Origin of the sequence: Streptosporangium sp. NPDC002524 (assembly GCF_040295985.1) — a bacterium.
Taxonomy (GTDB): domain Bacteria; phylum Actinomycetota; class Actinomycetes; order Streptosporangiales; family Streptosporangiaceae; genus Streptosporangium.
On sequence record NZ_JBEOWK010000001.1, the window covers coordinates 344614 to 359423 of the forward strand.

At 70.8% G+C, this 14810-nt stretch carries 11 protein-coding genes and 3 tRNA genes; 9 read left to right on the top strand and 5 right to left on the bottom strand.

Annotation, left to right across the window (positions count from 1 at the left end):
* Nucleotides 1-52 precede the first annotated feature (52 nt).
* Together ABT053_RS01380 and ABT053_RS01385 are read left to right on the top strand one after the other, a co-directional pair.
* Nucleotides 53-2545, top strand: a complete 2493-nt coding sequence (locus ABT053_RS01380; RefSeq protein WP_350966818.1) for a DEAD/DEAH box helicase — start codon at nt 53-55, stop codon at nt 2543-2545.
* Between the two features lie 61 nt (nt 2546-2606).
* Entirely contained in the window at nt 2607-3125 is a 519-nt protein-coding gene (locus tag ABT053_RS01385) for a DUF2087 domain-containing protein (RefSeq protein WP_350966819.1), read from the top strand.
* A gap of 61 nt (nt 3126-3186) precedes the next feature.
* Here ABT053_RS01385 and ABT053_RS01390 read toward each other — a convergent pair whose 3' ends face one another.
* Entirely contained in the window at nt 3187-4149 is a 963-nt protein-coding gene (locus tag ABT053_RS01390; RefSeq protein ID WP_350966820.1) for a helix-turn-helix transcriptional regulator, read from the bottom strand.
* Nucleotides 4150-4212: 63 nt separating this feature from the next.
* Between ABT053_RS01390 and ABT053_RS01395 the strand changes: the two genes are divergently transcribed.
* Nucleotides 4213-6465, top strand: coding sequence for an excinuclease ABC subunit UvrA (locus ABT053_RS01395; RefSeq protein WP_350966821.1), 2253 nt, complete (start codon nt 4213-4215; stop codon nt 6463-6465).
* A gap of 218 nt (nt 6466-6683) precedes the next feature.
* Here the strand turns inward: ABT053_RS01395 and ABT053_RS01400 are convergent, their stop codons facing one another.
* The 4 genes from ABT053_RS01400 to dusB all read right to left on the bottom strand — a co-directional run bounded on the left by ABT053_RS01400 (nt 6684) and on the right by dusB (nt 12596).
* Nucleotides 6684-7775: a sulfite oxidase gene (locus ABT053_RS01400; protein WP_350966822.1), complete on the bottom strand. Its 1092-nt coding sequence runs from the start codon at nt 7773-7775 to the stop codon at nt 6684-6686.
* 268 nt (nt 7776-8043) lie between these two features.
* Entirely contained in the window at nt 8044-9033 is a 990-nt protein-coding gene (locus tag ABT053_RS01405) for a TAXI family TRAP transporter solute-binding subunit (protein ID WP_350966823.1), read from the bottom strand.
* Nucleotides 9030-10991, bottom strand: coding sequence for a TRAP transporter permease (locus tag ABT053_RS01410; protein ID WP_350966824.1), 1962 nt, complete (start codon nt 10989-10991; stop codon nt 9030-9032). The genes ABT053_RS01405 and ABT053_RS01410 overlap by 4 nt, the downstream gene beginning before the upstream one ends.
* Before the next feature lie 483 nt (nt 10992-11474).
* The gene (dusB, locus tag ABT053_RS01415) at nt 11475-12596 is read right to left on the bottom strand and encodes a tRNA dihydrouridine synthase DusB (protein ID WP_350966825.1); all 1122 of its coding nucleotides are present in this window, start codon (nt 12594-12596) and stop codon (nt 11475-11477) included.
* Between the two features lie 91 nt (nt 12597-12687).
* On the opposite strand from dusB, the gene ABT053_RS01420 reads away from it, so the two are divergent.
* From ABT053_RS01420 to ABT053_RS01445, 6 genes are all read left to right on the top strand, one after another.
* On the top strand, nt 12688-13359 hold the full coding sequence (locus ABT053_RS01420; protein ID WP_350966826.1) for an ACT domain-containing protein: 672 nt from the start codon (nt 12688-12690) through the stop codon (nt 13357-13359).
* Between the two features lie 176 nt (nt 13360-13535).
* Nucleotides 13536-13607 (top strand) — tRNA-Gly (locus ABT053_RS01425).
* Between the two features lie 25 nt (nt 13608-13632).
* Nucleotides 13633-13703, top strand: a tRNA-Cys gene (locus ABT053_RS01430).
* Between the two features lie 17 nt (nt 13704-13720).
* Nucleotides 13721-13795, top strand: a tRNA-Val gene (locus ABT053_RS01435).
* 248 nt (nt 13796-14043) lie between these two features.
* Nucleotides 14044-14319 carry a hypothetical protein gene (locus tag ABT053_RS01440; RefSeq protein WP_350966827.1) on the top strand — a complete coding sequence of 92 codons (276 nt, stop codon included), beginning with the start codon at nt 14044-14046 and terminating at the stop codon, nt 14317-14319.
* Entirely contained in the window at nt 14288-14806 is a 519-nt protein-coding gene (locus ABT053_RS01445) for a DUF6879 family protein (protein ID WP_350966828.1), read from the top strand. The genes ABT053_RS01440 and ABT053_RS01445 overlap by 32 nt, the downstream gene beginning before the upstream one ends.
* Nucleotides 14807-14810 lie beyond the last annotated feature (4 nt).

The window sequence follows — 14810 nt, forward strand, 5'->3', positions numbered from 1 at the left end:
TCCGTGACCGCCTCCGGTCCGACCACCTCAAGTTCTTCGGCAGTATTGAACCGTGAGCCTCGTAGACCGCCTGCCAGAAGAGATCGACGCCGACCCCGATGCCATCTTCGACGCCTTCGTCGAATGGAACTCCGAGCGGGGACTGACCCTCTACCCGGCGCAGGAGGAGGCTCTTATCGAGGTGGTGTCGGGAAACAACCTCATCCTGGCCACCCCGACCGGCTCGGGCAAGAGCCTGGTCGCCGCCGGAGCCCATTTCACCGCGCTCACCAGGGACGTGCGCACCTTCTACACCGCGCCGATCAAGGCGCTGGTGTCGGAGAAGTTCTTCGACCTGTGCGCGGTGTTCGGCACCGCGAACGTCGGGATGATGACCGGCGACGCGAGCGTGAACCCCGGGGCGCCGATCATCTGCTGCACCGCGGAGATCCTCGCCAACGTCGCGCTGCGCGACGGCGCCGCGGCCGACATCGGCCAGGTGGTGATGGACGAGTTCCACTTCTACTCCGAGCCCGACCGCGGCTGGGCCTGGCAGGTGCCGCTCCTGGAGCTGCCGAACGTCCAGTTCATCCTGATGTCGGCGACCCTGGGAGACGTCACCAGGTTCGAGGAGGACCTCACCCGGCGCACCGGCAGGCCCACCGCCGTGGTGAAGAACGCCGAGCGCCCGGTCCCGCTCGTCTACTCGTACCGGATGACCCCCCTCCACGAGACGCTGGAGGAGATGCTCACCACCAACCAGTACCCCGTCTACGTCGTCCACTTCACCCAGGCCTCGGCCATGGAGCGGGCGCAGGCGCTGATGAGCATCAACATGTCGACCAAGGCCGAGAAGGAGGCGATCGCCTCCATGATCGGCCACTTCCGGTTCACCACCCGGTTCGGCAAGGCGCTCTCCCGCCTGGTCCGGCACGGCATCGGCGTGCACCACGCCGGGATGCTCCCGAAGTACCGCCGCCTGGTGGAGCGCCTCGCCCAGGCGGGCCTGCTGAAGGTCATCTGCGGCACCGACACGCTCGGGGTCGGCGTCAACGTCCCGATCAGGACCGTGCTGTTCACCGCGCTGTCGAAGTACGACGGCAACAAGGTGCGGCGGCTGCGCGCCCGCGAGTTCCACCAGATCGCCGGGCGGGCCGGCCGGGCCGGGTTCGACACCATCGGCTACGTCGTCTGCCAGGCCCCCGACCACGTCGTGGAGAACGAGAAGGCCCTCGCCAAGATCGGCGACGATCCCAAGAGACGGCGCGGGTTCGCCCGCAAGAAGCCGCCGGAGGGCTTCGTCGGCTGGAGCGAGGAGACCTTCGAGAAGCTGCAGACCGCCGAGCCGGAGCCGCTGAACTCCCGGTTCAAGGTCAGCAACGCCATGCTCCTCGCGGTGATCAACCGGCCCGGCGACTGCTACGCGGCGATGCGCCACCTGCTCACCGACAACCACGAGGACCGCAAGTGGCAGCGGCGGCATATCAGCCAGGCCATCGCGATCTACCGGTCGCTGCTGGCCGGGGGCGTGGTGGAGAAGCTGGAGGAGCCCGACGACCACGGCCGGATGGCCCGCCTCACCGTCGACCTGCAGGAGGACTTCGCGCTGAACCAGGCGCTGTCCACCTTCGCGCTCGCCACCCTGGAACTCCTCGACATGGAGTCGCCCAACTACGCCCTGGACATGGTCTCGATCATCGAGTCCATCCTCGACGACCCCCGCCAGATCCTGTCGGCGCAGCTCAAGAAGGCGCGCGGCGAGGCGGTGGCGCTGATGAAGGCCGACGGCGTCGAGTACGAGGAGCGGATGGAGCTCCTCAACGACATCACCTACCCCATGCCGCTGGCCGACATGCTGCTGGGCGCGTACGAGACCTACCGGCGCGGCCACCCCTGGGTGGGCGACTACACGGTCAGCCCCAAGAGCGTCGTCCGCGACATGTACGAGCGGGCGATGACCTTCGCCGACTACGTGCAGTTCTACGAGCTGACCCGCTCCGAGGGCACCGTGCTGCGCTATCTCGCCGACGCCTACCGCACCCTGTCGCGGACCATCCCCGAGCACCTCAAGACCGAGGACCTGGTCGACCTGATCGAGTGGCTCGGCGAGCTGGTCCGCCAGGTCGACTCCAGCCTCCTGGACGAGTGGGAGCAGCTGCAGAACCCGACCGGGGAGGTCGAGGCGCCCTCGCTGGAGGAGAGCACCAGGCCGGTCACCGCCAACACCCGCGCGTTCCGCGTGCTGGTCCGCAACGCGATGTTCCGCCTGATCGAGCTCGCCTCCGTGGAGAACGAGCAGGAGCTGGAGCAGCTCGCCCCCGACGTCGACTGGGGCGCCGCGCTCGACGCCTACTACGACGACCACGAGGAGATCGGCACCGGCCCGGACGCCCGGGGGCCCGGCCTGCTGCGCATCGAGGAGGAGAAGGAGTTCTGGCGGGTCCGCCAGGTCGTCTCCGACCCGGCCGGCGACGGCGACTGGGGCATCGACGCCCAGGTCGACCTCGCCGCCTCCGACGAGGAGGGCCGCGCGGTGGTCCACGTCATCGGCCTGAACCGCCTCTGACGGCGCCGGGCCCTCACCCCACGGCGCGGAAATCCCGGGCGGGACCGGCGAGAATGGCGAGATGAGCGACGACGCGATCAGGCAGGTGCTGGGCCTGCTGTACCAGGAAGACACGTTGAAGGTGCTGGCCGCCCTGGCGCTGGGCGGCAAGCCGGAGGAGGAGACCGGCCTCGACAGGGAGGCGGTCAGGCGCGCGCTGGACCGCCTGGAACGCGGCGGGCTCGCCGTACGGGCGGAGGGCGGCGAGTGGGAGGTGCGGCGCGAGCGCTTCCGCGAGCTGCTGCACGCCACGGCGAGGCCCGCCACCCCGGTCTCCCCCGAGGAGAGGGTGCTGCAGTCCTTCCTCGTCGAGGGACGGCTGCGGGCGATCCCCACCAAGCGCGACAAGCAGCTCGTCGTGCTCGACTACGTGGTCCAGGTCTTCGAGCCGGGGGTCCGCTACTCCGAGAAGGAGGTGAACGTCGCGCTGCGCGCCTTCCACGACGACTACGCGGCGCTGCGCCGCTATCTGGTCGACGAGGCCATGCTCAGCAGGGAGAACAACGTCTACTGGCGCAGCGGCGGCTCCGTCGAGGCCTAGGAGAACGAGCGGCGAAGGCCCCGCCGAGACCTGAAGGCGAGCGGCCGGCGTCCGGCCACGCCTACCGGCGCGGCGAAGGCTCCGTCGAGGCCTGGAGGCGGGCGGCCAGCGTCCGGATGTGGTCGATCAGCTCGGGCGGCTCCCGTACGGTGAAGTCCAGGCCGAGCTGACCGACGGTGAGCGCCAGCCACTCCAGCGAGTCGCCGCCGGTGCGCAGCAGGCAGCTGCGGCCGTCCAGCTCCTCCAGCGCCCAGTCGGGTCCCGAGAAGCGTTCGGCGACCACGGCGAGGGGCGCGTGCACGACAACCACCGCCCGGTGGCGGCTGATGGGGGCGACGATCGACTCCTCGACGTAGCCGGGGGGCGGCTCGCGCGGCGGGAAGCGCACGCCGGTGCCCAGCGGGGCGGTGAGCCGGTCCACCCGGTAGGTCCGCCAGTCCTCCCTGCCGGTGTCCCACGCCACGAGATACCAGCGCCGCCCGGTCGAGGCGAGCCGGTACGGGTCGGCGACCCGGGCGCTCTCCCGCCCGTCGCGGCGGCGGTAGCCGAAGCGGATCCGCTCGCGGTCCCGGCAGGTCTGGGCGAGCAGCGCGAGGGTGGCCGCCTCCACGGTGGGCGTCGCCCCGACCGGCGCCACCGCCTGCGTCTGCGTCTGCAGGGTGTGCACGCGCAGGCGCAGCCGGGAGGGCAGGACCTGTTCCAGCTTGGCCAGGGCGCGGGCCGAGGTCTCCCCGATCCCGGCCACCGTGCCGCCCGCCGCCGTGCGCAGGCCCACCGCGATGGCGACGGCCTCCTCGTCGTCGAGGAGCAGCGGCGGCATCGCGGTGCCCGCCTCCAGCCGGTACCCCCCGGCCGGGCCGGTGGTCGCGTGCACCGGGTAGCCCAGCTCGCGCAGGCGGTCGATGTCGCGCCTGAGCGTGCGCGGGCTCACCTCCAGCCGCTCGGCGAGCTCGGGCCCCGGCCACTCCCGGTGGGCCTGCAGCAGCGACAGCAGTCTCAGCACCCGTCCCGTGGTGTCGGCCATGCCGTCCACGATGCCACCGGTCGCGGCCAGGATCTGACCTAAACCGTGGCTAGCGTGCTCCGGATGAGCCACATCGAGATAACGGGCGCCCGGGAGAACAACCTCAGGAACGTCTCCCTGAAGATCCCGAAAAAGCAGATCACGGTCTTCACGGGCGTCTCGGGGTCGGGCAAGTCGTCCATCGTCTTCGACACGATCGCCGCGGAGTCGCAGCGCCAGCTCAACGAGACCTTCACCTCGTTCGCCCGCAACCGCCTGCCCCACTACGGCCGGCCGGACGCCGACGCCATCGGCAACCTCTCCGCGGCCGTCGTCGTCGGCCAGCGGCGGCTGGGCGGCAACTCGCGCTCCACCGTCGGCACCGTCACCGACATCAACCCGCTGCTGCGGCTGCTCTACTCGCGCGCCGGGACGCCGCCCGCGGGCTACTCCAACGCGTTCTCCTTCAACAACCCGGCCGGGATGTGCCCGGAGTGCGAGGGCGTGGGCCGGAAGATCGCCCTGGACGTGAACCTGGCCCTCGACCGGTCGAAGTCGCTCAACGAGGGCGCGATCCTGCTGCCGGGCTTCCGGGTCGGCACCTGGCAGTGGAACCTGTACGCCCACTCGGGGCTGTTCGACAACGACAAGCCGCTGGCCGACTACACCGACGACGAGTGGGAAACGCTGCTGCGCGGCAACGGTCCCGTCATCTCCTTCAGGACCAAGGCCGGGATGGCCCCGCAGAAGTACGAGGGCGTGATCGACAAGTTCAACCGGCTCTACATCAAGCGGGACATCGAGGAGAGGGCCAACCGGGACGCGGTGATGGAGTTCGTCTCGGCGCTGCCCTGCCCGCTGTGCGAGGGGGCGAGGCTCAACCAGGCAGCGCTCGCCTGCCGGATCGGCGGGCGCAACATCGCCGAGCTGGCCGCGATGGAGGTCCGGCACCTGGTCGACGTGGTCGCCGGGATCGACGCCCCGGTCGCGGCGACGATGGTCCCGGCGATCCTGGCCCGGCTGCGGCACCTGGTCACCATCGGCCTCGGCTATCTCAGCCTGGACCGGCCGACGCCCACCCTCTCCGGCGGGGAGTCGCAGCGGATCAAGATGGTCAAGCACCTGGGCAGCAGCCTGACCGACATGACGTACATCTTCGACGAGCCGACCATCGGGCTGCACCCGCGCGACGTGACGCGCATGAACGACCTGCTGCGCGAGCTGCGGGACAAGGGGAACACCGTGCTCGTCGTCGAGCACGACCGCGACGTCATCGAGATCGCCGACCACGTGGTGGACGTCGGGCCGCGCGCCGGGACGAACGGCGGCGAGATCGTCTACGAGGGCGGCGTCGAGGGCCTGCGGCGGGCCCGCACCCTCACCGGGCGGCACCTGCGCCGCAACCCGCCGCTCAAGGCGTCGTTCAGGGAGCCGACCGGCGCGCTCGCCGTCACCGGCGTCACCGCGCGCAACCTCAGGAACGTCACGGTCTCCTTCCCCACCGGGGTGCTCACCGTGGTCACCGGCGTCGCGGGGTCGGGCAAGAGCACCCTGGTCAACGAGGCGCTCCTGGTCCGGCACCCCGAGGCGGTGGTGATCGACCAGGCGGCGGCCGGGACCTCGATCCGGTCCAACCCGGCCACCTACACCGGGCTGATGGACGAGATCCGCGGCCTCTTCGCCGCCGCGGGCGGGGTGAGCCCCGCGCTGTTCAGCTTCAACTCCAAGGGCGCCTGCCCGGAGTGCCAGGGCCTCGGGGTCATCCACACCGACCTGGCGTTCATGGACGGGATCACGTCCCGGTGCGAGGTGTGCCGGGGACGGCGGTTCCGGCCCGAGGTCCTGCGGCACACGCTGCGCGGCAGGTCCGTGTCCGACGTGCTGGAGATGACGGTCGACGAGGCCGCGGAGTTCTTCACCGAGCCGAGACCGCTGCGCACGCTGGGGACCCTGCGGGAGGTCGGCCTCGGCTACCTCGGCCTCGGCCAGCCGCTCAGCAGCCTGTCGGGGGGCGAGTGCCAGCGGATCAAGCTGGCGGGGGAACTCCACAAGAAGGGCAGCGTCTACGTGATGGACGAGCCGACGACCGGGCTGCACATGGCGGACGTCGAGCACCTGATCGGGATCATGGACAGCCTGGTGGACGCCGGCAACACCGTCATCGTCGTCGAGCACAACCTCGACGTGATCAAGAACGCCGACTGGGTCGTCGACCTCGGCCCCGACGGCGGTGACCGGGGCGGCACCGTGGTCTTCGAGGGCACGCCGCTGCGCCTCCTCGACGCGCGGGGCTCCTTCACCGCCGAACACCTCCGCCGCGACCTGGCCAGACCGTAACGGGCCTCCGCGCCGCGACGGAGCCGGGGACACGCGGCGAACGCCCTCCCGAACCTTTCAAGGAGCGGACGCAGGCGTCCGGCGGCGCGCCTCCGGACCCTGTACGCGCCCGGCGGCCGCCCTCCCAAAACTCGCAGGCGTCCGGCGGCGCGCCTCCGGACCCCGTACGCGCCCGGCGGCCGCCTCCCAGACCCCTGACGCTCCCACCCCCCGTTCCCTCAAGGAGCGCAGGTGACGCGGACGCGGGACCACGACGTGTTGGCGTACCCCTTGGGATTCCACACGTCCTGGGCCGACTCCGGCTGGGTGGCCCCGCAGCTGTCCCAGGCGCGGGCGGCGATCACGGTCTCGCCCTCCCCCAGCTCGGCGGTGGTGTGCCAGTGCCGCCACGCCCAGGGGCCCGCCTGCTCGCCGAGATCCGCCTGGATCCAGCTGCCGCCCCCGTCGAGGGAGACGTCGACGCGGGCGACGGTCCGGCCGTCCCCGGCGTAGGCGTAGCCGGTGATCCGCGTGAGCCCCGGCCGAAGGCGGTCGCCGTCGCCGGGGCTCAGGATCGCGGTGTTCAGGACGACGGGTCCCAGGGAGATGCCGTCACCGGGTCCCGCCTTGGCGGGGTCGGCCTCGGGGGGCAGGAGGCGGTAGGCGGTCGCCTGGAAGTAGTTGTCCGAGGGATCCTCCCGCGCGGTGACGCGCTGCAGCCATTTCACGCTGCGGGCGCCGATCCAGCCGGGGACGACGACGCGGAGCGGGGCGCCGTGGGCCGGGGGCAGCGGCCGGTCGTTCATGGCCCAGGCCAGCAGGACGTCCCCGCCGACGGCCTTGGCCACGGGGATCGAGCCGCCGTAGGGCTGGGCCGGATCGGCGAGCTGCGAGACGTCGGGGGCGGCGAAGGCGATGTGCGCGGCCTCGGGGCGCAGCCCGGCGCGGGCGAGGACGTCGGCCAGGCCGACACCGCTCCAGCGGGCGGTGGAGGTCGCGCCCGGCCCCCAGGGATCCTCACCGGGGATGTCGCGCACCTCGGCCAGCCCGGCCCGGCGGTTGCCCGCGCACTGCAGGGTCGCCACCAGGCTGCGCTCCGGGAACCCGGAGCGCAGGTCCTCCAGGGACAGCGTCAGCGGGCGCTCGACCAGGCCGTCCACGGTGAGGCGCCAGGCCCCCGGATCCAGGTCGGGGACGGGACCGTGGTTGCGGCTGTAGAAGGTGTCGAGCGGGGTGAGGATCTGGTCGGCCAGGGCACCCGGCGGCGCCTCGGCGTTGTACGGGTCGGTCCCGTGGACCACCATGTCGTTTCTTTTGTCCCAGGTGTTCACACGCTTCGGAGTACCCGAGGACGGGGACACGACACGGCCTCCGGCCGAGACGGGCCGGACGGCTCGACCGGCGGGCCCGCACCGATCTCGCCGACACGGCCCGTAAGGCCGGGGTTCGCGTGAGGCCAGAAGTCGTATAAGACCAGGAGTCGCGTGAGACCAGAAGTCGCGTGAGACCAGAAGTAGCGTGATCGCCATCGCGTCCGGCGACCCACGGCCGGGCGCCCCCGTGATCGGGCGGGCGCCGGGAGCCCGCGCGAAACGCCGTTCAGCCGTAGTACTTCTTCGCGCCGTCGTGCAGGGGCACCGGGTCGGTCTTCTGAGCGTTGTCGCGGGTGATGTCCTTGGCCGCGGGGTGGACCTTCTCCAGGTCCGCCTTGCGGTCGAAGAGCAGCTTGGTCAGGCTCCCGGCCAGGGCGGGGTCCATCTTCTCGCTCACGACGAGCAGGTTGGGAACCGAGATCGTGGACACGTCGGCCGGGGTCTCGTAGACGTCCTTCGCGATCGTCCCCGCGGCGTACACCGGGCCGTGCTCGGCCTGCATCGCGGGCAGCACCCCGTCCAGCGGGACGAAGGCGACCTGGTCCTTGAGGGAGGTCAGCAGGTCGGTGAGGCCCGGCGTGGGCAGCCCGCCCGACCAGACCAGGGCGTCGAGGTCGCCGTCCTTGACGGCCTGCACGCTCTCGGGCAGGCCCAGCGACTGCCGGGTGACGTCCTTGTCCGGGTCGAGACCGGCGGCCTTCAGCAGGCGCAGCGCGATCACCTCGGTGCCGGAGTTGGGCGAGCCGGTGGAGACCCGCTTGCCCTTGAGGTCGGCCACGGACTTCACCCCCGAGCCGGTGGTGGCGACCACCTGGGTGTAGTTGTCGTACAGGCGGGCGACGGCGCGGATCGGCTGGGGCGCGGTGAAGGCGCCCTTGCCCGCGACGGCGTCGGCGGCGGAGTCGGCGAGGGTGAAGGCGATGTCGGAGTCGCCCCTGACGACCCGCTGGATGTTCTCCACCGAGGCGCCGGTCGCCTCGGCCGTGGCCTGGTAGCCGGGGAGGTTCTTGCCGATCTGGTCGGCCAGGCCCCCGCCGAGGACGTAGTAGACGCCGGTGGTGTTGCCGGTGGCGATCGACAGCCGCTTGCCAGCGGCGCCGCTCTGGCCCGCGCTCTGCCCGGCCTGCCCGGCCCGTTCGGCCGACCGGTCGCCGCCGCACCCGGTGAGGAACAGGACCCCCGCCGCCAGCAGGACGGCCACGCGTTTGACGGTCATCGAACCACCTCTCGTTTGCGCATCACCAGATGGAGGGAGACGGCCACGACCAGGAGCCCCGCCCCGGCGAGGGCGGGCACGGGCGACAGGAACAGCAGCAGCACCGCGGCCACCGCGCACAGCACCCGCTCCACGGGACCCGCCGGGCCGAACAGCCGCCCGCCGGTGGCGGCGGCCAGCGCGGCGACCGCGAGCGCCGAGACCCCGGTGGCCGCCAGGATCTCCCCGATCGTGCCCTGGGCCAGCAGCCCGGCCCCGCCGGGGGTCAGCACGAAGGCGAACGGCACCAGGAACGCGGGCAGCGTGTACTTCCAGGTCGCCATCATGGTCCGGTAGGCGTTGCCCCCGGTGATGGCCGACGCCGCGAAGGCCGACAGCGCCGTGGGCGGGCTCACCTCCGACAGCACCGCGTAGTAGAAGATGAACATGTACGCCTCGGCCTGGCTGACGCCGAGGTCCGTGAGCGCGGGCCCGATGATGACCGCCGCGATGACGAACGACGCGGTCACCGGCACGGCGAGGCCGAGCACGAGCACCGCGACCGCGCACAGCAGCGCGGTGACCACGAGGATGCCGCCCGAGGCCCCGACGATCAGCGAGCTCGCCTTGAGGCCGAGACCGGTGAGCGTGACGACGGCGACGATGAGCCCGGCGGCGGCGCAGGTCGCCGCGACCGGCAGCACCCCGGTCGTCCCCGCGGCCAGGGCCCTCGCCGCCCTGCGCGGGGTGAGGGCGTGCTCCCTGTCGAGGAAGGAGAGCGCGACGGCCAGCAGCGTGGCGTACACCACGGCGCGGAACGGCGACTGGCCCAGCGCCATGAGGATGACGATCACGAAGAGCGAGCTGAAGTGGTAGCCGAACCTCCTGACCAGCGGCCAGAACCTCGGCGCGTCCACCTGGACGGCCCGCGTCCCGTACTTGCGGGCGTCGATCTCGATGGCGAGGAAGATGCCCAGGTAGTACAGGACCGTGGGGATGGTGGCGTAGAGCAGCACCGTGAGATAGCTCACCCGCATGTACTCGGCGATGATGAACGCCGCCGCGCCGAGCGTGGGAGGCGACAGGATCGCCCCGATGCCCGCCGCGGCGAGCACTCCCCCGCCCTGCTCGGGCGGGTATCCCGCCCTGCGCAGGATCGGCCAGGCGACGCTGCCCACGCTCACCGTCGTCGCGACGCCCGAGCCGCTCACCGTGCCGAGCAGGAACCCGGCGAGGGTGACCGTACGGCCCGGCGCCGAGCGCGAGCGGCGGAACGCGGCCAGGGAGACGTCGACGAAGAACCTCCCCGCCCCCGAGTGGTCGAGGACCGCGCCGTAGACGGTGAACAGGATGATGTAGGTGGCCGCGACGTCGAGCGGCACCCCGTACACGCCGTCGGTGCCCATCACGAACGAGACGACGATCCGGTCGATGTCGTAGCCGCGGTGCCCGATGACCCAGTCGAAGGGCAGGTAGCCGCCGTAATAGGCGTAGAGGACGAACGCGACGCAGACCGCGGGCAGGATCCATCCGACGGTGCGGCGGCAGGCCTCCAGGACGAGCAGCACGATGACGGCCCCGGCCGCCACGTCGAGGGCCGTCGGCTCGAAGGCGCGCCGGATGAAGTCGTCGAAGACCACCAGCGGGTAGAGGCAGGCCGCGAGCGCGAGCAGGGCGAGCGCCCAGTCCGCGACGCCCGGCCGGTCGGTGCCCCGCCGCCCCGGCTTGTAGCAGACGAAGACGAGCGGCAGCACGACCGCGAGGAAGATCATCCGGTACGGGAGCACGGAGCCGGGCCGGAAGGCCCGGTACAGGACGTACAGCGACAGCCCGAGGGCGACCAGCGTGACGGCCCCGGCCACCCAGCCGGAGAGCCGCCGGGCGGGCCGCTCCGCGTCGAACTCCGCGATCAGCTCGTCCGCCGACGCGGCGCCCGCTGTCGTACCGCTCGCCGATCCCGCCGATGTGGTGCCTGTCAAACCGCCGTCTCCACGTGTGAGCCGCGACCTTTGACCGCACATTACATAGATCACTGACGCCCGTCCGTCAGGGCACGGTCACATTCGCGTCACACCTGCTGTGCGGGAGGCGTCAGGCCATACGGAACGTACGAAGAGAGCGAAATGTCCGGAGAGCAGGACCGAAACCGGAGCGACCGGGAGCGAACGCCGGGACTGGAGGACGTGACCTCCGGGACGGGAGAACCCGGTCACCGGGACGGGAGGCCCGGTCACGGGAGCGGGAGAATCCGGCCACCGGAGCGGGAGGCCCGATCGCCGGAGCGGGAGAATCCGGTCGCCGGGCGGGAGGACCCGCTGCCGCCCCGGATCCTGGAGCGGGCCCTGAGCCCTGGAGCGGCCCCAGCCCCTGGAGGGCCCCTGGGTCCTGGAACGGCTCCGAGCCCTGGAGTGACCTGAGTCCTGGAGCGGCTCCGGCGCCGTCGGACGTCGGCCGCCCGGGGTTCAGCCGCCCGAGGTGTCGTTCTCGGCGTCCGCGCTGGGGACCGCGAGGTCGTAGGGGTCGTCCAGCCACCCGGCGGGCAGGTGGACGCGGTCGCGCGGGTTGGTCTTGCCCCGGGGGGTGTCGACGCCGTCGGGCCACGGCTGGGTGACGTCGAGCTCGGCGAGCCCCTCCCGCAGACCGGCCAGGCTCTCCGCGGTGGCCAGGCGGCGGCGGAGCTCGGCACCGACGGTGAAGCCCTTGAGGTACCAGCCGACGTGCTTGCGGAAGTCGACCACCGCGTGCCGCTCGCTCTCGAAGCACTCGGCCATCAGGGTGGCGTGCCGGTCCATGGTCGCGGCGACCTCGCCCAGCAGGGGGCGGCTCCGCTCGTCGCCGCCCTCGCACATGGCCGCCAGGTCCGCGAACAGCCACGGACGCCCCAGGCAGCCCCGGCCCACGACGACCCCGTCGCAGCCGGTCTCGTCCATCATGCGGCGCGCGTCGGCGGCGCTCCAGATGTCCCCGTTCCCCAGCACCGGGATCTCCGTCACGCTCTCCTTGAGCCGCGCGATCGCCTCCCAGTCGGCGTTGCCGCCGTAGTGCTGGATCGCGGTGCGGCCGTGCAGCGCGACCGCGGAGACGCCCTCCTCGACGGCGATCCGCCCGGCGTCCAGGTAGGTCAGGTGGTCGTCGTCGATGCCCTTGCGCATCTTCACGGTGATCGGCAGCGTCCCCGCGTTGCGCACGGCCTCGCGCAGGATCGCCCGGAACAGGTTCCGCTTGTACGGCAGCGCGGAGCCGCCGCCCTTGCGGGTCACCTTGGGCACCGGGCAGCCGAAGTTGAGGTCGACGTGGTCGGCCAGGTCCTCCTCCGCGATCATGCGGACGGCCCTGCCGACGGTCACCGGGTCGATCCCGTACAGCTGGATGCTGCGCGGGCTCTCCTCGGGCTCGAACCGGATCATCTTGAAGGTCTTGGGATTGCGCTCCACCAGCGCCCGCGTCGTGATCATCTCGCAGACGAACAACCCGCCGCCCTGCTCCCGGCAGAGCGTACGGAACGGCGCGTTGGTGATCCCGGCCATCGGGGCGAGGACGACCGGCGGCCATACCTCCAGCGATCCCAGCTTCAACGACTCCACCTGGCTTTTCTACCGCACTGCGACGAGCAGGACGAATCATCGCTGGGTATGGTGACTCTGACGTAGATCAACGTGACACGGGAGGCCGCGGATGCTGTTGCGACTGCGGATCGCACTGCCCGATCAGCCGGGCTCCCTGGGGAAGGTGACCCGTGTCCTCGGTGTCGCGGGCGCGGACATCACCCAGGTGGTCGTCCTCGAACGCGGCGAGGGCCGGGCGCTGGACGACATCACCGTCTACTGGCCCGACTCCGCTCCCAGGGAGAACCTGGCCGAGGGGCTGGAGAGCGTCCCCGGTGTGAGGATCGAGGGCATCTGGAGCACGCGCGAGGCGCCGGGGACCTACCCGGAGCTGGAGATCCTCAAGTACATCACCACTGCGGGCGACCGCGCCCTCGCCACCCTGCTCGACTCCATGCCCGTGCTGTTCAGCGCCGACTGGGCGGCGGCGGCGACCGAGAAGAGCCCGCGCACGATCGTCCACTCCAGCTGGCGCGCGCCCGAACAGGTGCCCTTCCCCGACGAGACCCCGGTCCGCCCGGCGGCCTTCACCCTCGGCTCCGGCCTGCACGTGATCGCCGCCCCGCTGCCCCCGCTCGCCCTGACCTTCCTGCTGGCCCGCGCCGACGGCCCCGCCTTCCACCGCATCGAGGTGCACCGCCTCACCCGCATCCTGGAGATCTTCCTCACCCTGCCCGCCGTGGAGCGCGTCGTCGCCCGCCAGCTGCGCCGCCCGCCCGAGCAGCCCGAGCAGGACGTCTGAACGATCACCCGGCCGAGCCCCTCCGTACGGGGCCCGCGGGCGGGTTCGCCCGACGGCCACGGGACCGTTCGCGCGACGGCCACGGGACCGGCGGCTGAACGCGCGGTTACGCAACCGCCGGGAAAACCCGCTAGAGTTCTCTCGTCGCCACCGGGTACGAAACCCGGAGGAAACACGCGGAAGTGGCTCAGTGGTAGAGCATCACCTTGCCAAGGTGAGGGTCGCGGGTTCGAATCCCGTCTTCCGCTCGAAGGGTCTTCGGGCTCTCACTCCGGTGGAGTGGCCGAGAGGCGAGGCAACGGCCTGCAAAGCCGTCTACACGGGTTCAAATCCCGTCTCCACCTCTGGTCTTTCCCCATGCGGACGATTAGCTCAGCGGGAGAGCACTTCCCTGACACGGAAGGGGTCACAGGTTCAATCCCTGTATCGTCCACCACCGCCCATCCACGGGCAGCTCAACCAGAACGGCCGCCAAAGTCCCAGCTTCAAGGGCCTTGGCGGCCTTCTGCTTTCTTTGGTTGGTTACCGTTGATCAGCGTTGACTCCTGTCCTGTGATGACTTGTGCTGACCTATATCAATACGCCAGAAGCCCAGGTCAGGTCGTGGACAACAGAACCTTGACTCTGCCGACCCATCGCATGACTCTTGGGGCTCACGGGTGTAGACCAGGAGGGCGAAATCTCGTGCAATCCTACGATGATGGAGACAATCTCTCTCTTAACTTCTACTGCAAGGACCCTAACTCCAATCAGGACAACGAGTGCGAGACGTTCTATCGGACGGATCGAGGGTCGTGGCTCGTACAGGTCAAGAAGCGCGGCCCCAGGGTAGGGGCACAGCTCATCGGCCTCGGGGAAGATGAGACGTTCGGGGAACTCTCCGAGCGCACCATGAACTCGTTCGTCCGGATGTACGTGAGGGAGCACTATGGAGTCGATCTCCCCGAAGGAACGGGCTGATCTGGTCAACAGCATCGGCAGGGAAGCACTCCATGTCGAGATGCGAGACAACTACGGCATAGACGCTGATCTGTTCGCCAATTGGCAGGCAGGTGACCGTGAGGAGGTCCCTCGCGTCCTCAAGCCGTGGTGTGACCGGGTCAAGGCCGGGATCGCGGAGGGGAAGACATACCGTCGTGTGTGCGTGGTGTCGGAGCCTCTTTCGGCCTACCAGCGGTGGTGCTTCGAGGCGACGAACGGCCTTAAGGTCGAGGCCGGGGAAGACCTGCGTTGGGTTCCGCGACGGCTGACCTCGACGTTGAGCCTTCCGGGGAATGACTTCTGGTTGCTCGACGGTGAGACGGTCGTGTTCAACGTCTTTGACGGAACGGACAAGCGCTCCGAGATTCAGCTCTACCGAGACCCTGCCATCGTGAAGCACTGCGCTGACGCCTTCTCGGCTTTGTGGGATCTGGCCATCCCGCACCGCGACTACCGGCCCGCCTGACAGC